The organism is Chryseobacterium sp. GW823-FHT05E08, from assembly GCF_058795655.1.
Map to the genome: position 1 here is coordinate 512,200 of NZ_JBXAHY010000003.1, position 20,720 is coordinate 532,919.

Genomic DNA, 20,720 nt, shown 5'->3' on the forward strand with positions numbered 1-20,720 from the left:
CCATGAAAAAAAACTTAATCCTTTCTCTAGCCGTAATCAGTTCTCTGGCTTTCGGGCAAAAGAAATTTGTCTACGGTGACGCTTTTGAATTCAATTCAAAATACGAAAAAGACATTAAATTGGTTCTTTGTGACGACTATAATCAATACGTTTTCAGCGATATTAACGAAGACGGTTACAGCTCATATCCTCACAAAAAGATCCTAATGAGAAAACTGGATCAAAACGGAAACTTAATCGATACTTATACTAAAGATTATGCAAATAAAACCAATGGTGTTTTGCATAATTATTTAGGTTCTATTCAGACCAGCAAAGATCAGTTTGTGATTTACACAGAAGAAATTGAAACAAAAATCAACAGAAAAGAGATTTTCCAACATGTTTTCAATAGAAAAGACGGAAATTTCACTACAACAAGCGTTGGAAAACTTTTCACAGAAGGCGGAATGAAACAGGGAACAACTTTTCTTAGATTCTCAGAAAACGGAAAATATGTTGCTATTGTAAACGACAGATCTGTATCTAAAAAAACAGCAAACACCATCGACAATATTGTGATCGATCTTTCTACTCTTTCGAAAAAATGGGATAAAGAAATCACTTTAGACACTGAATATTTTGAATCTGATGCGGCCGTCACCAATTCAGGAAGAATTTTAATTCTAAGAAAATCAACAGGTTGGAAAGAATCTTCTAAATTGGTTTATGTTTCGGCTCAAGGTGAGCAGGATATTGCTTTAAAAGAGAAATTAATTCTAAAAACATTGACTCCGGTTTCTATTAATGATCAGGATTATTTGGTTTCTTTCGGATATTTTACGGGAGTGAGAATCAACCAAAGTAATTTTGGAGATATGGCGTTCATCAATCTTCAGAACGGAAATATTACGATGAGTGAGGTTTCTGATTTTAGATCAAATACCAATATGTCTGGAGTAGATGTTCCTTTGGTTCAGGTTGTAGACGGAAAAGCACTTTTATACGGATTCAACGTGGATAAAACTTTACCTCCATCAACTCCGTCTAACCGTTTCCCGGATCCGATCTATTCTTACGGTTCAGGTAAATGGTTTACGATAAAATCTGATGGAACTGCAACAGCTACTTCTACGATGAAGACAGGAAATATTGGTTTTTTCACCAAAGATAATACCAATTATATGTTTACCAGTGTAAACGCTCTTACCTCTTTTAAAGTAGGTTCTGCCACAGAATCTAAACCGGAAGTTGATCTTTTTTACGGTCGTAAGGGTGATAAAAATGGTTCAGCAATTCTGACTTCTATTAAATATATTCCGGAATCTGATCGAGTTATTTTCCTAAGAAAATTGGGAGATAAAGAAATGTATACAGAAAGTATTTATAATTGGAATAAATAATAATTTTTTATTGATAAATAAACGAAAAGTTGGCAGAAATGTCAACTTTTTTGTTTTAAATAATTCACCAAATCCTAAACTTCATCTGTAAGATTTAAATATTTTATATATTTGAATTCTTTTAAAATTAGAAATGAAAAAATTCTTACTAACGCTTACAGTTGCTGCTGTATTTCAAAGTTTATCCGCTCAGGAAATCACTTTAGATAAAATATATTCAGGTTATTACCGTGGAAAAGGCATTGCCGGAATCACTTCCATGAAAAACGGTGAAAATTATTTAGTTATCGAACAAGGTGGAATTGCAAAATATTCTTACAAAACTTCTCAAAAAGAAGGCAATATCGTTGACGGACAATTTGAAAGCTATGAATTTTCTGATGATGAGTCTAAAATCCTTTTATTAAAGCAAAGTCAGCCGATTTACAGACACTCTTTCTTGGGAATTTTTGATGTAAAAGATTTAAAATCAGAGAAAGTTATTAGCTTAAATAACGGAAAACCTATTCAGGAACCAAGATTTTCTCCTGATGCGACGAAAGTAGCTTTTATCGTTGATAACAATTTATTTTATCAGGATTTAAGTTCAGGTAAAATCACACAGATAACTGAACACGGCGTTAAAAATAAAATATTAAACGGTCTTGCAGACTGGGTGTATGAAGAAGAATTCGGGCACGCAAGATTGTATGAATGGACAAAAAATTCGGACGCCATTCTTTTCGTTAAATTAGATGAAACGGAAGTTCCGGAAATCTATATTCCAATCTATGGGAAATCTTTGTATCCGCAGGAAATGCGTTACAAATATCCAAAAGCGGGAGAAAAGAATTCGGTTGTTTCGGCTCACATTTATCAGTTGAGTGATGGTAAAAAAACGAGAGTTAATTTAGATAATTATAAGCATTATTATATTCCAAACGTTATTCAGACGGCAAAACCTGACGAAATTGTTTTAATTACTTCTGAGAGAGTTCAAAATGCTTCTGATGTTTTAAAAGTGAATACAAAAACAGGAGCAGTTCAAAAATTATTCACAGAAACTGACGAAAAATGGATCGATACAGACAGTCCGACATTAGAATTTTTAGAGGATAATTCTTTCCTTTGGGGTTCTGAGAGAGACGGAAACCGTCATTTATATTGGTATGATAAAGATGGAAAACTGAAAAAACAAATCACAAAAGGAAATTGGGAGGTAACTGATTATTATGGATTTAATCCAAAATCAAAAGAAATCTACGTTCAGACCACAGAAAAAGGAAGCATTAATAAAGTTGTTTCTAAAGTAAATATTGAAAACGGAAAATCTCAATTGATCTCAAACGGGGATGGAAATAATTCTGCAAACTTTAGTAAAAACTATAATTATTTCATCGAAACATCTTCTACAGCCGCAAAACCTAACACTTTTGTTTTAAAAGATGGAAACGGTAAAACGATAAAAGAACTTCAAAACAATAACGATCAGCTTCAAAAATTAAAGTCTGATAATTTTGTTGAAAAAGAATTTATCACCATTCCAAATGAAGCCGGAGATCAGATGAATGCATGGATTATTAAGCCTAAAAACTTTGATAAGAATAAAAAATATCCATTATTCATGTTCCAATATTCAGGTCCAGGTTCACAGCAGGTTGCCAATTCTTGGGACAATGGAAATGCAATGTGGTTTGAAATGTTGGCACAAAAAGGTTACGTTATAGCTTGTGTTGACGGACGTGGAACAGGTTTCAAAGGTGCTAAATTCAAGAAGGTAACTTACATGAATTTGGGTAAATACGAAATTGAAGATCAAATTACCGCTGCAAAATGGTTCGGTAATCAATCTTACATTGATAAATCAAGAATCGGAATGTTCGGATGGAGTTTCGGAGGTTATATGACGAGCTTGGCAATGACGAAAGGCGCCGATGTTTTCAAAGCAGGAATCGCTGTTGCACCGGTTACGAACTGGAGATATTACGATTCAGTTTACACGGAAAGATTCATGAGAACACCTCAGGAAAACGCCGATGGTTATGATAAAAACTCTCCTACTGAATACGCTAATTTATTAAAAGGAAAGTTCTTGTTAATTCACGGAACAGCCGATGATAATGTACATTTCCAAAATTCTATGGAATTCTCGGAAGCTTTAATTCAAAACAAAAAACAGTTTGATTTCATGGCTTATCCAGACAAAAACCACGGAATTTTTGGTGGGCAGACAAGACCGCAATTGTATCAGAAAATGACTGATTTTATCTTGGAGAATTTATAATCTCAAATAAAATTTAAACATAAAAAATCCGAATCTCTTTTTTTTAGATTCGGATTTTTCACTTTCTATCTTTCCAATGTTCAGGACTTCTAGAGGTATGGAAAACGGAATATATTTCAATTATATTTTCTTCTTCATTGTATGAATAATGAATTCCATAAGGAAATCTCTTGAGAAAAATAATTCTGGTATAGTCATATTTGATCTCAAAAGACAACGGATTTTCTTTAATAAAATTAACTTTCAAACGAAATTCTTTAATAAAATTATTCCATAGTTTTTTATTAATTTTCTTGTACCACTCATTGATTTCTTTCAAATCATCTTTAACAAAATGGTTATAAATTAATTTAGTCGCCACTTTCCAAATCATTTAAATATTCATCCATCTCAGATTCAGAAACAAAACTTTGAGGATTATCCTGAGAATATTTTACCCTTCTTCTTACTTCTTCTTTCTGCCATTCGGGAATATCATTTTCCTTTCTTTTAATATTCTTATGCTTCAAAAAATCAATAAAATCATTCACTTCCTCGTAAAAATTTTCAGGAAGTGTTTTGATATTGTTTTCTAAATCTTTTAATGTAATTTCCATTTTCTTCATCTTTATATGAGTCAAAGTTAAGAAAATTCGATTATTATTTTTAAAATTCTATATTTGTGAAAATTGAAATTTGAAACTATGAAGACTAAACATCCTAAAGGGTTGCCTTTCCTCTTCTTTACTGAAATGTGGGAACGTTTCGGGTACTATTTAATTCTCGGAATTTTTGTGCTTTATGTTATTGAACCTACCGGAATGAAGGGCGGACTCGGACTTCCCGACAAAACCGCAGACGATATTTTCGGAACTTACATCGCTTTGACTTATTTGACTCCTTTCATCGGAGGTTTTTTGGCGGATAGAGTTTTAGGATATATAAAATCTATTTATTTGGGTGGAATTTTAATGGCAGCCGGATATATTGGGATGGGAGTTTTTAAAGAACTTCCTTTGTTTTACGGATCTTTAGCTTTAATTATTATCGGAAACGGTTTCTTTAAACCAACGATTTCTACGTTATTAGGAAATCTATATTCAGAAGAACCTTATAAAGCGAATAAAGACTCTGGATACAATATTTTTTACATGGGAATCAATATTGGAGCGTTTATTTGCAACATTATTGCGGCTTTCATGAGAAATAAATTCGGTTGGGGTGAAGCATTCATCACCGCCGGAGTTGGAATGTTAATTGGAATGGTCATTTTTACAATCGGTAGAAAACATTACATTCACGCAGCTCAGATGAAGCCTGTACAAGAAGGTGATACCAAGCTTTCTGAAATTTTGCTTAAAGTTTTTCTTCCCGCAATTATTGCTGGGGTGATCGGATGGTTTATTCCTGGAAATATCTTTGGAAGCGATAGTACAGATGCCTTTATTTTCGCGTGTATTCCTGTTATTTACTTTTATGCTTCACTTTACTTTAAAGCCAAACCTGCAGAAAAAGCCTCTATCGGAGCCCTTTTATCTGTATTTATGATCAGCATGTTCTTTTGGGCAGTTTTTAAACAAAATGGAACAGCTTTAACGAGATGGGCCAATTATTATACAGACCGAAGCGTTCCTGCTTCTATGGAAAAACCTTTAGAGGATATTTATATGGTTGAACGAAAAAGCTATGAAGATAAAGAAGTTCCTGTATATAATGATCAGTACCAATCTCAAAAAGATAAAGATGGAAAACCCATAAAAACAATAGGAAAAGATATTTATTTTAATAATATTTCAGATTTAGACCGCAAAGCTTTGGGAGGAACTGGTCCAAATGAAGTTTACTTATACAATACAGAACTATTCCAATCTATCAATCCGTTTTGGGTAATTGCATTGACGCCTGTTGTCGTAGGATTCTGGGCTTTATTAAGACGAAAAGGAAAAGAACCTTTAACACCAACAAAAATTGTCTTGGGATTATTTATTTCGGCATTATCTTGTCTCGTCATGGTATTGGCGGTGATGGCCGGAGAAAACGGAGCCATAAAAGTATCAGCATTGTGGTTAGTTGCCGGATATGGAGTGATTACAATCGGAGAACTTTGTCTTTCACCAATGGGATTATCTTTTGTGTCTAAATTATCTCCTGCAAGATTAACGGCATTAATGATGGGTGGTTTCTTCCTTGCCAATTCAGTAGGAAACAAATTATCAGGAATTTTAGCAAGTACGTGGTACAACTACGATAACAAAGCGAATTATTTCCTTGTCAATTTTGCTTTACTGATATTTGCCACACTTTTAGGCCTTTCTATGCTAAAAAGATTAAACAAAATCATGAAAGAAAAAGGGCATTAATCCTTATCTTCATAAAGAATATCAAAGCTGTAGATCTGTTCTGCAGCTTTTTTCTTTAAATATAAAATTAAAACCTTGCTGAAAACACAAAAAAAACTATATTTGTCAGTCTTAACAAAAATTAACAATAAAAATGGATAATACTGAAGCATTAAGTCCGAAACCGGATGAATTTGTAGAAAGAAAAGGTTCCAGACACCCAAAAGGATTATGGGTACTTTTCGGAACCGAAATGTGGGAGCGTTTCAACTTTTACGGAATGAGAGCGCTTTTGACGCTTTTCATGGTAAATTCCCTATTAATAAAAGAAGCTGATGCGGCAATCATTTATGGTGGATTTTTAGCTTTATGTTATCTTACTCCGCTTTTGGGAGGTTTTATTGCTGATAAATATATCGGAAATAGAAATGCTATCCTTATTGGTGGATCTTTAATGGCAATTGGCCAGTTCTTATTATTCATCAGTGCCTCAAGTTTTTCCGCAGATTTAGGAAGCGCGAAAACAATTATGTGGCTGGCATTGTTCGTTATTATTTTTGGTAATGGATTCTTCAAACCGAACATTTCCTCAATGGTAGGAAGTCTTTATCCTAAACAGGAAAAATCAAAATTAGACTCTGCTTTCACGATTTTCTACATGGGAATCAATATTGGAGCGTTCCTTGGACAGTTCATTTGTCCTTACGTAGGAGACGTAAAAGATGCTACAACAGGAGTAAGAGATATTTTTGCTTTTAAATGGGGATTCTTAGCTGCTTCAATTGCAATGGTAGTTGGAACAATAACATTCTTTATCCTTAAAAACAAATATGTAGTAACGCCGGAAGGAAGACCTATCGGTGGATTACCAAAAAATAATACAAGTGAAGATTTTGAAGAAGGTGAAACTCAGACAGCAAAATTTACTGGAGCATCATTAGGAATTACTGGAGGTATTTTCGTTGTTTTATTCTTCGTTTTCAGATATTTACTTGTTGGTGAATTTGGGTTTAAAGCTGTAGAAATGGGGCAATTAATCAAAGGAATTATTTATCCTTTCATTTATGCTGCAGGTATTGCCTTGGCATTCTTAATTATGAGTTCTGCTGAAAACAAGATAGAAAGACAAAGAATTTGGGTAATTTATATCGTATCATTCTTTATTATTTTCTTCTGGGCAGCTTTCGAGCAGGCAGGATCTTCATTAACATTTATCGCAGATAATCAAACTGACAGAAGCATTTTCGGATGGAATATGCCACCGTCAATGGTTCAGATTTTCAACGGTATTTTCGTTGTATTATTGGCAGTTCCTTTCAGTTTATGTTGGGATAAATTAAGAGCAAAAGGAAAAGAACCGGTTTCTCCAATGAAACAGGCAATGGGTCTTGCTTTAATTGCTTTAAGTTATTTCATTATCGCACATAACGTAAAAGATCTTGGAAACTCAGGATTATTAGCTATCAAATGGTTAATGCTTTTATATTTCATCCAAACTTGTGGTGAACTTTGTTTATCTCCAATCGGTTTATCTTTAGTAGGTAAATTGGCTCCAAAAAGATTTGCTTCATTATTATATGGTGTATTCTTTATTTCTAATGCTGCTGGTTATGCCTTGGCAGGTTCATTAGGAGCATTGATCCCTGCAACTGGTGATAAATTCTCTAAAGCACAGGAAATCGGAGTAAATCTTCAAGATGTTTTAGATAAAAAAGTGACATTAAATGCTGATCAGGTTGCTGCTTTTGAAAAAGCTCAGTTACCTTTGGCAAATCCAACTTTTGTAGGAGTTGAAATCCACAACTTATTCGAATTCTTCATGGTATTCGTTGTATTGTGTGGTATTGCTGCTGTAATTTTGGCTTTAATTTCACCAATCTTAAAGAAAATGATGCACGGTGTAAACTAAATGCATCAATAAAATATAACTAAAACCTCTGCTAAGTCGGAGGTTTTTTTTATTTTCGTGTGTTCTTTATCAAATAATTCTAATTTGTGACGCAATGCGTCACAAATTAAATTAATTGAAAGCAAATTTAAATACAAACTTATCATATACAATTATGAGCTTAACTTTAGATGAAATACAAGATTTCAAAGGAAAATATCCAAAACAAATATGGAGCTTATTTTTCTCTGAAATGTGGGAACGTTTTTGTTTCTACGGAATGCGCGGAATGTTGGTATTCTTCATGATCTCACAACTTAATTTCCACGAAAAAGAAGCCAATCTTCAATATGGTGCGACGCAAGCATTTGTTTACGCTTTCACATTTATTGGTGGTTTATTTGCCGATAAAATATTGGGATTCCGAAAATCTTTGTTTTGGGGTGGATTATTAATGATTGTCGGAAGTTTAATCTTAGCAACAGATCCACACAAATTCTTTTTCCTTGGAATCGCATTTACCGTTGTAGGAACAGGTTTCTTTAAACCAAATATTTCATCAATGGTTGGTCAGCTTTACAAACCCAATGACTCAAGAGCTGATGCAGGTTTTTCACTTTTTTATGCAGGAATCAACTTGGGAGCTTTGCTTGGAGGATATTTATGTATTGCTATAGGAAAAGGAGAAATCTTAGGAAATGTTATCTCTGAAACGATGAGATGGAATGTAGCGTTCGGATTAGCTGCTATTGTAATGGTAATAAGTTTGATCAACTTTGTTTTTACCCAAAGAAGTTTAGGAACAATTGGACTTCAGCCAGGGCATCCAGATAATGAAATAAAATCTGCCCCAATTCCAAAATGGCAGGAGTATGGAGTTTATGTTTTATCATTAATCTTCGTTCCGATTATTATGGTAATGGTTGCAAAGACGCAGTATACAGACTATTTTATGTACACAATCGGACCACTTACGTTGATTTATCTTTTCTATGAAATGACAAAAGTAACCGCTGCAGAACGTAAAAAACTTTTGGCTGCATTGGTCTTCATCTTATTTTCTATCCTATTCTGGGGTATTTACGAACAAAGTGGAGGTTCATTAAGTATTTTTGCTGCTAAAAATTTAAATAAAGACCTTTTAGGATTAGACCCGAATGGTGTTAATAATTCCGGAGGTGCATTTTTCATCATTTTCTTAGCTCCGATCATCGGTTTGCTTTGGATTTGGTTGAATAAGAGAAAAATAGAACCCAACACGATCATTAAATTTGGACTTGGATTTATTTTCCTTGGACTTGGTTATTACGTATTATTTGCAACGAAATTATTTGCTAATTTACAGGGAATCACTTCATTGAACTTCTTTACAATCGCATTATTGGTTATCACTTTGGGTGAGCTTTGTCTCTCTCCTATCGGATTATCAATCATGACCAAACTTTCCACAAAAAATCTTCAGGGAATGATGATGGGAATGTGGTTTTTAGCATCAGCTTACGGGCAATACGTTGCAGGAATCATTGGAGCAGGCTTGGCGACAGCAAAAGAAGGCTCTACCAACTATGATGCTTTAATCACTTACACTGATGGATATAAACAATTAGGATTATACGCTATAATTGCCGGAGTTGTATTAATTTTGATCTCCCCATTCGTTAAAAAATTAATGCAGGAAGTAAAATAAAAATAAGGAAATTATGCTTATTTTTATTATTTAAATACCAAATTATGAAGAAAATTATAAGCATATTCCTCTTATTTATAGTAAGTTTTAGCTTTGCTCAGGTAAAATGGATGACTATTGAAGAAGCTTTAAAAGCTCAAAAAGAAAATCCAAAAAAAATATTGGTCGATTTTTATGCAGATTGGTGCGCTCCATGTAAGATAATGGACAAAAATACATACGGACACCAAGTAATTGCTGATATTTTAAATCAAAATTACTATCCTGTAAAGTTTAATGCCGAGGAAAAAAATTCTGTTGAAATTTTTGACAGAACATTTTCAAATCCTAATACAGAGCAGAAAAAAGGAAGAAATTCTTTACATGAATTCACTCAATACATGAATGTTTCAGCAGTTCCGAGTACTGTTTTTCTGGATGAAAAAGGTGGCCCAATTACCATTCTGCAGGGAGAATTATCCGCAAAAGAACTGGAACCTTATTTAGAATTAATTTCAAAAGATTTATATAAAAAAATCCGAACCAGACAACAATGGGAGGATTATCAGAAGAAATTTAAATCTAAAATAAAAGATTAAAAAAATAAAAGATTAAAAAAATTAAAGCTTTCAAATATTGAAAGCTTTTTTAATTTCTAAATTTTCACGAAATTCGTTGCTTCTTTTAAATGACTTTAGAAACATCCATCGAATACGTAAAAGGAATCGGTCCTGAAAAAGCCAAACTCATTAAAAATGTGTTGGGAATTTCTACCGTGGAAGATTTTCTTACCTTCTACCCGACCCGTTATATTGACAAAAATAAAGTATATAAAATTGCTAACCTTGAGGAAAGCAGTATTGAAATTCAGTTAAAAGGAAAAATTACCAGTGTTCAGGAAATCCAGACAGGAAAAGTAAAAAGATTGTCTGCAAAATTCAATGATGATACGGGAATGATGGATCTGGTTTGGTTTCAGTATTCGAAATGGATGGTGGAACAGCTTCCTATCAATCGCGAGATCTATATTTTTGGTAAAATTAATGTTTTCAATAATCAATTTTCAATGCCACATCCGGAAATTGAAATTGACGAAAGAAAAGAAAACGACAACCGTTTAAGACCGATTTATCCAAGTTCAGAAAAGCTTACCAAAAGAGGATTGCACCAAAAATTTTTCCAGACGGTTTTAAGAAACATCTGCAAAGAAATTCCTAATCTGATACAGGAAAATCTTCCGGATTACATGATGAATTCGTTTAAATTTATGTCCAGACAACATACATATTTAAATATTCATTTTCCGAAAGATCTGGAACATTTTGAGAAAGCCAATAATAGATTAAAGTTTGAAGAATCCTTCTTTTTTCAATTAGGATTTGGATTAAAAAAACTTCATCATAAAACCCAATCTCATGGAAATCCATTTCCTGTAGTTGGGGTTCATTTCACTGATTTTTATGCCAATAATCTTCCGTTTGAACTCACTAATGCTCAAAAAAGAGTATTAAAGGAGATTCGTTTAGACATGAAAAAGCCAATCCAGATGAACAGGCTTTTACAAGGAGATGTAGGCTCTGGAAAAACAATGGTAGCTCTATTAACCATGCTGATAGCAATGGATAACGGTTTTCAAAGCTGTTTGATGGCTCCGACCGAAATTCTGGCTCAACAGCATTTTAACGGTATCAGAGAGCTATTGGCAGAGACAAATATCAACGTTCGTATTTTAACAGGTTCTTCCAAAGCTTCTGAACGGAAAATTATTCATGAAGAATTAGAAAATGGTGAACTTTCTATTTTAATAGGAACTCATGCTGTTTTAGAAGATAAAGTTAAATTTAAAAATCTTGGTTTAGCAATTATTGATGAACAACATCGATTTGGTGTTGCTCAGAGAGCTAAACTTTGGGCTAAAAATAAAATTCCACCCCATATTTTGGTGATGACTGCTACTCCTATTCCAAGGACGCTGGCAATGAGTTTTTACTCTGATCTTGATGTTTCTGTGATTGATGAAATGCCTGTTGGTAGAAAACCAATTATTACAGCCCACAGACGTGAAAAAGATAGGGCTTTTGTGTATAATTTCTGCAGAGATGAGATCAAAAAAGGTAGACAGGTTTATTTTGTGTATCCGTTAATTGAAGAATCTGAAACGCTGGATTATAAAAATCTGATGGAAGGTCTTGATCATGTGATGAATTCTTTTCCGGACTACAAAGTCTCCATGCTTCATGGTAAAATGAAACCTGCGGAAAAAGATGCTGCCATGAATTATTTCGCATCAGGAGAAGCAGAAATAATGGTTGCAACGACTGTAATTGAAGTTGGGGTAAATGTTCCGAATGCTTCGGTAATGGTGATTGAAAGCTCAGAAAGATTTGGTTTATCACAGCTTCATCAGCTGAGAGGTCGTGTTGGCCGTGGCGCCGAACAGAGTTATTGTATTCTGATGACTTCCGACAAGCTATCCAAAGAAAGCAGAACCCGCATCAAAACGATGACGGAGACTAATGACGGCTTTAAAATTTCAGAAGTCGATATGCAACTTCGTGGTCCCGGAGACATTTTAGGCACTCAACAAAGCGGTGTCATAGATTTTAAAAGACTGGATCTGGTAAATGATTCTGCGATTATAAAAGCCACAAAAAAGGCGGTGGAAAAAATTCTGGAAGCCGATCCAATGTTAGCAAGCCCTGAAAATCTCGTGATCAAAAACTACTATGTGAGATATTACAAAGGCAAAAATAAATGGAGTAAAATTTCATAAAAAAACCGCGAAAAGACTTTTCTTAACGCGGTTCCCCCTTATAAAACTGTTATTTTGAAGAAATTATTTTGTACCGTTTTTAATAAAATATTTTAATAGTTATAACTTAATATCTTGTGATTTGGTGTGAAAATATTTATACTTATTACCTGAAGTAATTTTTTAGTTATAACTATTAAAATAAATTGAAAAAAACAAAATGAATTATGTTTCCAACTTGTTTATTATAAAAACTAACCGTTTTTCGTTAAAGGATTTTTTTTAAATGAAACGAATATATTTTCCTTTAACTACTCTTGAGTTTTCATGATTGTACCGTTTTTTTAAAGATCTTCTTCGCTTCTAAAATTGGAAATTCATATAACCCATTTTGTTTTAACTAACATTGTGATTTATATAATTTAGTTTCTTGATGAAACAATTATTTCATTCATTTAATGTTTTTTTATATCTAAACATTGTGTTAAAAATTGCTTTTACAAAAGTGATGATATACTACGGAAAAGGTTTTATATTATTTTAATTATTCGTTACAAAATTTTCACCTTTGTGTGAATATTATGCAATAAATACGATTAAATTAATTTTAAAATATATTACTTAAAGCCTTTATTTATAATACTTTCATGATAAAATTATCTCTATTAAGTCCGGACGTATAATATTGCCAGTTTATTGTGATCACCTCAGAAAGTACCTTTTTCATGGCATTATAATCGTCCTTCTTTTTAATAAAAATATTGACTCCGTTTACAAAGATCTCCTCCACTTCATTTTCGGATAAATTTTCCGAATAGATGGCGGTCACCATATTATCAAACCTAAAATCTGTTTTAATTTCTGAAATACATTCCAGACTGTTTTTCTGAGAAATATGATAATTCATAAATAAAATCTCAGGAATCTGGGCTTCTTTGCTATTCAGATATTCCATTAAATTTGCTCCGTTTCCAAAGCTCTGAACTTTAACTCCTATTTTTAACTCTTTAAAAATATTCTTAAAAAGAATACGGTTTCCTTCATCATCATCTACCAAAATTACACTCAAATATTCCCTATTCATACTGCATTCTGGTATTGCTGATAAGGCTCTGCGCCTTTCTTCTCTTTACAATAATTTTTTGAAACTGAGAGGGCGTAACACCGGTCATATTCTTAAACTGCGTACTCAAATGTGCAACACTTGAATAGTTAAGTTTATGGGCAATTTCCGTCAGACTCTGCTTATTATTGATGATAAGCTCTTTGGCATATTCAATTTTTTGCAGGATAATAAAGTTTTCTATGGAAGTAAAACTTACTTCAGAAAACAGATTAGACAGATATCCATAACTGTGATTCAGCTTTTCGGCAATATAAATAGAAGCTTTCACCGGAATCATTTCTTCCGAAAAAACCAATTCTACAATTGCATCCTTTATTTTTTGTACCAAAGCCGTTCTTTGGCTTTCAATAATTTCTATACCGTAATCTTCAAGATTTTTCTTAAAAATAGTATGCTGTTCCTGGGTAAGCGATTCATAAAATTCTACTTCTCCAAAATTCAGCAAGCGATATTTCAAACCATGTTCCTTAAGTTTTTCATCCAAAATCTTTTTACAAAGAGCATTGAAATCAAATTTTACATACATTTTCATCCTAATATAAGTGTGTCGATTTTTTTAGTAAATATAATACTTTATTTCAATTAAAAGTGATATAGGGATAAAAATCTTGATTTTTTGTATAAACGCAAAAAACTCCTGTATTGTTGAATACAGGAATTTAAACACTAAGGATGAAAAAAAATATACTGATAGAAAGCTAAAAAAGCTTATAACCAAGCATATGAATGTATTGTTGTAAAGTGATTTGGTTCTATTACAAAGATGAAATAATTACTGATATCACTTGTTATAGAATTACAATGAAATGTTACAGAATTTTAAGTCATTTATTTGTGAATTAAATACTCCATTAAATAGTCGTCCATGAAAAAATTATTACCAATATCGAAAACTCCTTCATCATATACTTTGTAACCTTGAGATTCATAGAATTTTTTCGCAGAATTGTACTTGTTCACATTCAAAATAATCCTCTTATCTCCCCTCTCGGAAACTTCTTTATTTAAAAATTCTAAGGCTTTTTTGCCAAAACCTTTTCCTTTACTTTCCGGAATTAGATAAATACGGTGAAGTTTTGTTGTTTCCTTTTCATATCCGATTTCATATCCGATAAAACCTTCAAATGAATCATTACTCTCATCCTGAATTAAAAAATAATGGTAATTCGGATTCTGCATATGATTGGCAATTTCTTTCTGAGAATACATTGTACTCAGCATAAATTCCATTTGCTCCTTAGAAAGTATTTCCGCATAAGCATTTTCCCAAGATCTTCTTGCCAAATCCTGAATCATTGGAATATCGTTTTCTGTGGCTTTTATCAATTTCATGACTTTAAATTTTGATGTTTTTAAACGCAAAGTTCGCAAAGTTTTTTTTAAAATACTTTATGCTTTTAAGTTCGCAAAGGCGTTTCACTCAGCGAAGAACTTAATTAAAAAGGTGAAAAGTATTGAAACCTTTCACCTTATTATATATTTTTGTCAATTGTCAATTTTGCTTTGCAAGCGAATTATAAATTTTAAACAGTAAGTTATTAAATTCACAATTGACTTATTAACAATTCACTTTTATATTTTCGCCATTTCAGCTTTAATTTTTGCATAAAGTCCTTCTGAAGCAGCAACAAGAGGAAGTCTTAAATAGTTTTTAATGATTCCCTTTTCTGCCAAGATAACTTTAATTCCGCAAGGGTTTCCTTCAGCAAAAATCAATCTGGTGATATCAACTAATTTGTTGTGGATTTCGTATGCTTCCTTTACTTTTCCGTCAAATGCCAACTGCACCATCGTAGAAAATTCTTTAGGATAGCCTTGTCCGATCACAGAAATAACACCATTTCCACCTGCTAAGGTTACAGGAAGCGTATATTCGTCATCACCGGAAACCAAATTGAAACCTTCAGGCTTCTTTCTTAAAATATCGAAATACTGTAAAATATTCGGTGCAGCTTCTTTAATTAAGAATAAATTCGGGAATTCATTTGCTAAACGTAAAGTTGTTTCTGCTTCAACATTTTGTCCCGTTCTTGAAGGAACATTATAAATAATGATATTTTTTCCTGTAGAAGCCAACGCTTTATAATGTTGATAAAGCCCCTCCTGATTAGGTTTATTGTAATATGGAGACACAGAAAGTACAGCTTCAAAAGCTGAAAGATCTGTTTCCTCGATTTGTTTTTTAACTTCAAGCGTATTATTTCCGCCAATTCCCAACACCAAAGGCAAGCGTTTACTATTCACCTTAATGATATGATCTACCACCTGTTTCTTCTCCTCATCAGAAAGCGTTGCAGCTTCTGCTGTAGTACCTAAAACAACTAAATAATTGGTTCCGTTCTCGATATTATATTCAACAAGTTTTGTTAAACTGTCGAAATCAACGGATAAATCTTCATTAAAGGGTGTCACCAACGCCACACCTACTCCTTTTAAAATGCTCATCTGTTAGAATTATTTTTGCCAAATTTAATAATTTAAGCTAAGAATTTATAATAAATAATAATGTTTTATTATACATATAATTATATTTGCATATACTAAAAGATATTATGAAATCGCTATGACTGAAATTGTTGACAAAAACATTATAAATAGTGGTGATTACATATGACCTTAATAAAAAATAATATGCTGCATATGAAAAATAAATTCTTGTTACTAGGAATTGTTCTGGCTACACTTTCCGCTTGTAAGACGGTTTCTCCGTTGCAGGTGGCGAATGTGAAGACTCAGAAAAACATTTCTATTAATAATGAGCTAAAGAATGATGAGGAGTTTGTAAAAATTATTGAACCTTATAAGCAAAAATTGGATAAAGAGATGAATCAAAAAATCTCCCACACCAATGTTGATCTTACAAAGCAAGGGGACAATAGTAATTTAGGTAATCTTTTAGCAGACTATACATTCGATGGAGCTGATGTTTGGGCAAAATCAAAACTAAATAAAAACGTAGATGCCGCGTTAATCAATATCGGAGGCATCCGTACAACGATTGGCAAGGGCGATATTTTTTTGAAAAATGTGTTCGAAGTAATGCCGTTTGAAAATGAAGTGGTTATCGTAAAGATGAAAGGTTCGGATTTACAAGGACTTTTTGATTATTACGCTGAACATCAGGTTAATAATCCGGTTTCTCATTTGTATATTGAAACAAAAAACGGACAGGCAATCAAAACTTTAATCAACGGAAAAGCAGTAAATCCAACTCAGGATTATTACATCGCAACGTCTGATTATCTGGCTTTGGGTGGAGACAATATGAAATTCTTCGCAAAAGGAGAATCCATTCCTACAGGACTTAAAATGAGAGATTTATTTATTGATTATTTTAAGAAAAATCCTGAAGTTGTAGCAAATACAGATGTTCGTTTAAATTTTATTGGTAAGAAGTAATGGATAGAAAAAAGTTTTTAAAAGCAATAGGTGGCGGAACTTTAGCAATGGCTTTAGCTCCCAATATGATGATGGCGGAAGAATTAAAAATTATTGATTTAAAATCCGCAAATAAACTTACGATTCTTCACACCAACGATCAACACAGCAGAATAGAGCCTTTTGATGCAAGTTATACCAAAAATCCTAATCAGGGAGGTTTTGCGAGGAGGGCAAGTTTAATTCAGCAAATCAGAAATCAGGAAAGTAACCTTTTGCTTCTTGATTCAGGTGATATATTTCAGGGAACTCCTTATTTCAACTTTTTCGGAGGTGAATTGGAGTTTAAATTAATGTCCATGATGAAGTATGACGCTTCAACAATGGGAAATCATGATTTTGATAATAGTTTAGACGGATTTTTAAAGGTTTTGCCTAATGCAAAATTTCCTTTTATCTGTTCAAATTATGATTTTAAAAATACAATTCTCGACGGGAAAACTTCCCAATACAAGATTTTCAACAAAAATGGAATCAAAGTCGGGATTTTCGGTGTCGGAATTCAGTTGGATGGATTGGTTGGCAAAAAACAATATGGAGGAACAGTTTATTCTGATCCTGTTGATGTTGCCCAACATTATTCAAACTTCCTTAAAAACGAACAAAAATGTGATCTTGTGATTTGCCTTTCACATATCGGCTACGATTACAAAGACGAACCTAATAAAATAAGTGATAAAATTTTAGCAGCCAAAACTGAAAATATTGATTTAATTTTAGGCGGCCATACACACACTTTCTTGCCAGAACCTCAAACTTTTACCAACAGACAGGGTAAAAATGTTTTGGTGAATCAAGTTGGTTGGGCAGGTCTTCTTTTAGGCAGAATAGATTTCTTTTTTGATTCAAATAAAAATGTAAAACATATTTCCTGGAACAATCAGGCAATAGACAGCTCTATAATAGCATAATATGAAAAAATTCTCTATAGTTTCTCTTGGTATTTTAGCATCCCTGCAATTGGTAAATGCTCAAACTATTTCTTCAAAAAAATGGACAGATTTGTTTTCCTATAACAACGTCATCGCCATGAAAGAAGATAACGGAAAAATAGTTGCCGCTGCAGAAAACGGACTTTTCTACTATACAATTTCCACAGGAGAAATTACCAAGCTGTCTAAAGCAAATGGCTTACATGAGATAAAAATAACGGCTTTCGATTATAATCCACAAACCAAAGTTGGGCTTATAGGTTATCAAAACGGATCTTTGGATGTTGTTACCCCAGACGGAGTGACTTATGTTGTAGATATTCCTATTGCAACAGGATATAATGGAAGTAAAAAAATTAATCATATTTCAATTACAGGCGATAAAGCTGTCGTTTCTGTAGGATATGGAGTTTCTATATTTGATTTAAAAAAGAAGGAATTCAATGATTCCGCTTTCTTCTTAACAGGAGGAGTTTATCAGGCAAGTAATGAAGCTGTTTTGTTTGGAAATAAAGTATATTCTGTAACAAATACAGGATTAAAAACCCACGAAATGAATACCACATTCCCGGTATTTACAACTTGGGTAACGGAAATGCCAGGAAATTTCACGCATATCGATTCTGAATCTGTACTTACATTTTCATCACCAACCACTTCTTACATCTATAATAATGGTGTTTCTACACCTATTGGACAGACATTTACAAATGTTCATGATGTTGCTGTAAATGCTAATAATATTATTGTAACAGACTTGGCGAGAATATATTCTTTTAATACAAACGGAACTGCAGGTACAGTTTCAAGTTTTGGAGAAGAATGTAATACGGCAACCACCGTTGGAGGAAGAGTTTATGGTGGAACCATATTATCTGGTATAAAAAATGAGACAAACAATACATTTAAGCCGGATGGTCCTTATCTGAACTATGCTTATAAAATTAGTTTACATGAGAATAATCAAATTGTTGTTTCAACTGGAGGAAGAGAATCAAGATTTAATACTCCCATAAATAATTCCAAAAATCCAGGCTTCTATTTCTTTAATGGAATGGAATGGATCTATTCTTCATATTTTATAGGAAGTACGACAAGATTTAATGTTCTAGATGCTGTATTAGATCCTGCTAGTCCAGATGATGTATTTTTCACCAACTATAATAATTCTACAGGACATGGTATTTATAAAATGAAATATAATGCAAGTAGTAAAGACTTTGCTTTCACAAAATATTATGATCTTGGTGGTGTAATTAATCAGGATCGTCGTCCAGTGGGGCTGGTTTATGATGATCAAAATAATTTATTTACATCTATTGCTTTCTCTGGAAACGGAACAACTGCCGGTACAGCAACAGCAATAGGGTCTTACGACAGGGCAACAGATAATTTTATTGTTAAAAATACAACCTCTTCAAGTGGAGCCGCTCAAAAACCTTACTATTATGAGGGACTGTTGTGGATACCAACTCCAAGATTAAATAGCTTAGTTGTATACGATAATAAAAAAACACCTAGTATTTCAGATGATGTAGACTATATTATTGATCCGTCAAACGGCTTACCATCAAATAATGGAGGCTCACTTTCTGTTGTAATAGACAAAGCAGGTGACGCATGGATCGGTACAGACAGCGGAATAAGAGTACTCTCTAATGCAACAACGGCAATTAAAGAAGCTGATCCTCAAGCAGAACCCATTGTTATCGAACAAAACGGATTGGGTGAAGAGCTTTTCAGAGATCTGCAAATTTTACAGATTGAAGTAGATGCCGGAGATCACAAATGGGTTTCTATAGATGGCGGTGGTGTATATTATTTATCAGCAGACGGTCAGCAAACTATTAAACATTTTACAAAAGAAAACTCTCCTTTGCCAACAAACAGTATTACAGACATTAAAGTTGATAAAAAAACAGGAAAAGTATATTTTGCATCATACGACGGAATTGTGGTTTATCAAGGCGATGTAGCAGATGTTACATCTGATTTTGGTAACGTAGTAGTTTACCCAAATCCTGTGGTCTATTCAAACTTTAAAGGAAAAGTTACCATTAAAGGTTTAGCAGAAAAAACAAATATCAGAATTGCAGATGTTGCAGGAAATGTAGTGCATTCAGCGGTTGCAAGAGGTGGTTACTACGAATGGGATCTTAACAATATGAGAGGATCAAGAGTAGCTTCCGGGATTTATTTTGTACTAATGACCAATGAAGATGGTTCTGATAAAGCTACTGCAAAAATAGCTGTAGTTAATTAATGAATTCTCAAAACGGATTTTTACTTTCATTTATAAAATATGGCGAAAATGATGCTGTCTTGCATTGTTTTACCGAAGATGATGGCTTTCAGACCTATTTCTTAAAAGGAGTTTACACCAAAAGAAATAAGAAGAAAGCTTTGCTTCTGCCATTAAATCAGCTTAATTTTTCTGTAAATACAGGAAGAGGTAACGGCATTCAGTCGGTTTCTAAATTTGAACTGACCAAAAACAACGATATTTATACCGATATTAAAGCGAATACTGTTATATTTTTCGTATCAGATTTTTTAAATCAGGTTTTAAGACATGAAAATAAAAATCCAAATATTTTCTTCTGTATTGACGAATTTACGGATCAATTAACGCAAAAAAATTACCAGTCTCATTTAATATTTTTAATTAAAATTTTAAAAATTCAGGGTGTGGCGCCTTTGCTTGATGACGGGAAATATTTAGATCCTGAAACAGGAAATTTTTCCTTTAATTCTATTCATCACCTTTTCAATGAAGAAATATCATTGATTTGGAAAAATATTATTTCCTCTGCAGATCCTTATCAGATAAAAATTCATTCATCATTAAGAAAAAACTTTCTGGATAGTGTTTTGGTGTACTATCATTATCATATTACCGATTTTAGGACACCAACTTCCTTAGAAGTTATTCAACAGATTTTTGAGTAAAATTTC

17 protein-coding genes are annotated in these 20,720 nt (G+C 33.0%); 11 read left to right on the forward strand and 6 right to left on the reverse strand.

Annotated elements, in window-relative coordinates; all coding sequences use genetic code 11:
- Positions 1–2: 2 nt before the first annotated feature.
- Both AC1Q7L_RS12755 and AC1Q7L_RS12760 read left to right on the forward strand, forming a co-directional pair.
- The gene (locus AC1Q7L_RS12755; protein ID WP_492306260.1) at positions 3–1,382 is read left to right on the forward strand and encodes a hypothetical protein; all 1,380 of its coding nucleotides are present in this window, start codon (positions 3–5) and stop codon (positions 1,380–1,382) included.
- Positions 1,383–1,515: 133 nt separating this feature from the next.
- Positions 1,516–3,645 carry a S9 family peptidase gene (locus AC1Q7L_RS12760; protein WP_492306261.1) on the forward strand — a complete coding sequence of 710 codons (2,130 nt, stop codon included), beginning with the start codon at positions 1,516–1,518 and terminating at the stop codon, positions 3,643–3,645.
- A gap of 58 nt (positions 3,646–3,703) precedes the next feature.
- On the opposite strand, the gene AC1Q7L_RS12765 is transcribed toward AC1Q7L_RS12760, so the two are convergent.
- Both AC1Q7L_RS12765 and AC1Q7L_RS12770 read right to left on the reverse strand, forming a co-directional pair.
- On the reverse strand, positions 3,704–4,006 hold the full coding sequence (locus AC1Q7L_RS12765; RefSeq protein WP_492306262.1) for a type II toxin-antitoxin system RelE/ParE family toxin: 303 nt from the start codon (positions 4,004–4,006) through the stop codon (positions 3,704–3,706).
- Positions 3,996–4,241: a DUF2281 domain-containing protein gene (locus tag AC1Q7L_RS12770; RefSeq protein ID WP_492306263.1), complete on the reverse strand. Its 246-nt coding sequence runs from the start codon at positions 4,239–4,241 to the stop codon at positions 3,996–3,998. Before AC1Q7L_RS12770 ends, AC1Q7L_RS12765 begins: the two co-directional genes overlap by 11 nt.
- Before the next feature lie 87 nt (positions 4,242–4,328).
- Here AC1Q7L_RS12770 and AC1Q7L_RS12775 point away from each other — a divergent pair, with 87 nt between their 5' ends.
- From AC1Q7L_RS12775 to recG, 5 genes are all read left to right on the forward strand, one after another.
- Complete coding sequence (locus AC1Q7L_RS12775; RefSeq protein ID WP_492306264.1) at positions 4,329–5,984, forward strand: peptide MFS transporter; 1,656 nt, start codon at positions 4,329–4,331, stop codon at positions 5,982–5,984.
- 133 nt (positions 5,985–6,117) lie between these two features.
- On the forward strand, positions 6,118–7,872 hold the full coding sequence (locus AC1Q7L_RS12780) for a peptide MFS transporter (RefSeq protein ID WP_410692886.1): 1,755 nt from the start codon (positions 6,118–6,120) through the stop codon (positions 7,870–7,872).
- 154 nt (positions 7,873–8,026) lie between these two features.
- Positions 8,027–9,538: a peptide MFS transporter gene (locus tag AC1Q7L_RS12785; RefSeq protein ID WP_492306265.1), complete on the forward strand. Its 1,512-nt coding sequence runs from the start codon at positions 8,027–8,029 to the stop codon at positions 9,536–9,538.
- A 44-nt stretch (positions 9,539–9,582) separates the two neighbouring features.
- The gene (locus tag AC1Q7L_RS12790; protein ID WP_066751721.1) at positions 9,583–10,116 is read left to right on the forward strand and encodes a thioredoxin family protein; all 534 of its coding nucleotides are present in this window, start codon (positions 9,583–9,585) and stop codon (positions 10,114–10,116) included.
- 89 nt (positions 10,117–10,205) lie between these two features.
- Positions 10,206–12,290, forward strand: coding sequence for an ATP-dependent DNA helicase RecG (recG, locus tag AC1Q7L_RS12795; RefSeq protein ID WP_492306266.1), 2,085 nt, complete (start codon positions 10,206–10,208; stop codon positions 12,288–12,290).
- 613 nt (positions 12,291–12,903) lie between these two features.
- On the opposite strand, the gene AC1Q7L_RS12800 is transcribed toward recG, so the two are convergent.
- The 4 genes from AC1Q7L_RS12800 to dapA form a co-directional block, all read right to left on the reverse strand.
- Positions 12,904–13,353 (reverse strand): response regulator, encoded by a 450-nt coding sequence (locus tag AC1Q7L_RS12800; protein ID WP_492306267.1) that lies wholly within the window; start codon positions 13,351–13,353, stop codon positions 12,904–12,906.
- Entirely contained in the window at positions 13,346–13,927 is a 582-nt protein-coding gene (locus AC1Q7L_RS12805; RefSeq protein ID WP_410692883.1) for a helix-turn-helix domain-containing protein, read from the reverse strand. Before AC1Q7L_RS12805 ends, AC1Q7L_RS12800 begins: the two co-directional genes overlap by 8 nt.
- Positions 13,928–14,223: 296 nt before the next feature.
- Positions 14,224–14,727: a GNAT family N-acetyltransferase gene (locus AC1Q7L_RS12810; RefSeq protein ID WP_410692882.1), complete on the reverse strand. Its 504-nt coding sequence runs from the start codon at positions 14,725–14,727 to the stop codon at positions 14,224–14,226.
- A gap of 240 nt (positions 14,728–14,967) precedes the next feature.
- A complete protein-coding gene (dapA, locus tag AC1Q7L_RS12815) occupies positions 14,968–15,840 on the reverse strand; it encodes a 4-hydroxy-tetrahydrodipicolinate synthase (protein WP_410692881.1) in 873 nt (290 codons plus the stop codon).
- Between the two features lie 195 nt (positions 15,841–16,035).
- On the opposite strand from dapA, the gene AC1Q7L_RS12820 reads away from it, so the two are divergent.
- Genes AC1Q7L_RS12820 through recO form a run of 4 tightly spaced genes read left to right on the forward strand, consistent with a single transcriptional unit; the run spans position 16,036 to position 20,714 of the window.
- Positions 16,036–16,794, forward strand: coding sequence for a 5'-nucleotidase C-terminal domain-containing protein (locus AC1Q7L_RS12820; protein ID WP_492306268.1), 759 nt, complete (start codon positions 16,036–16,038; stop codon positions 16,792–16,794).
- Entirely contained in the window at positions 16,794–17,744 is a 951-nt protein-coding gene (locus AC1Q7L_RS12825) for a bifunctional metallophosphatase/5'-nucleotidase (RefSeq protein WP_492306269.1), read from the forward strand. Before AC1Q7L_RS12820 ends, AC1Q7L_RS12825 begins: the two co-directional genes overlap by 1 nt.
- 1 nt (position 17,745) lies before the next feature.
- Positions 17,746–20,028 carry a type IX secretion system anionic LPS delivery protein PorZ gene (porZ, locus tag AC1Q7L_RS12830; protein ID WP_492306270.1) on the forward strand — a complete coding sequence of 761 codons (2,283 nt, stop codon included), beginning with the start codon at positions 17,746–17,748 and terminating at the stop codon, positions 20,026–20,028.
- Positions 20,028–20,714 carry a DNA repair protein RecO gene (gene recO / locus AC1Q7L_RS12835; RefSeq protein WP_492306271.1) on the forward strand — a complete coding sequence of 229 codons (687 nt, stop codon included), beginning with the start codon at positions 20,028–20,030 and terminating at the stop codon, positions 20,712–20,714. Before porZ ends, recO begins: the two co-directional genes overlap by 1 nt.
- Positions 20,715–20,720 lie beyond the last annotated feature (6 nt).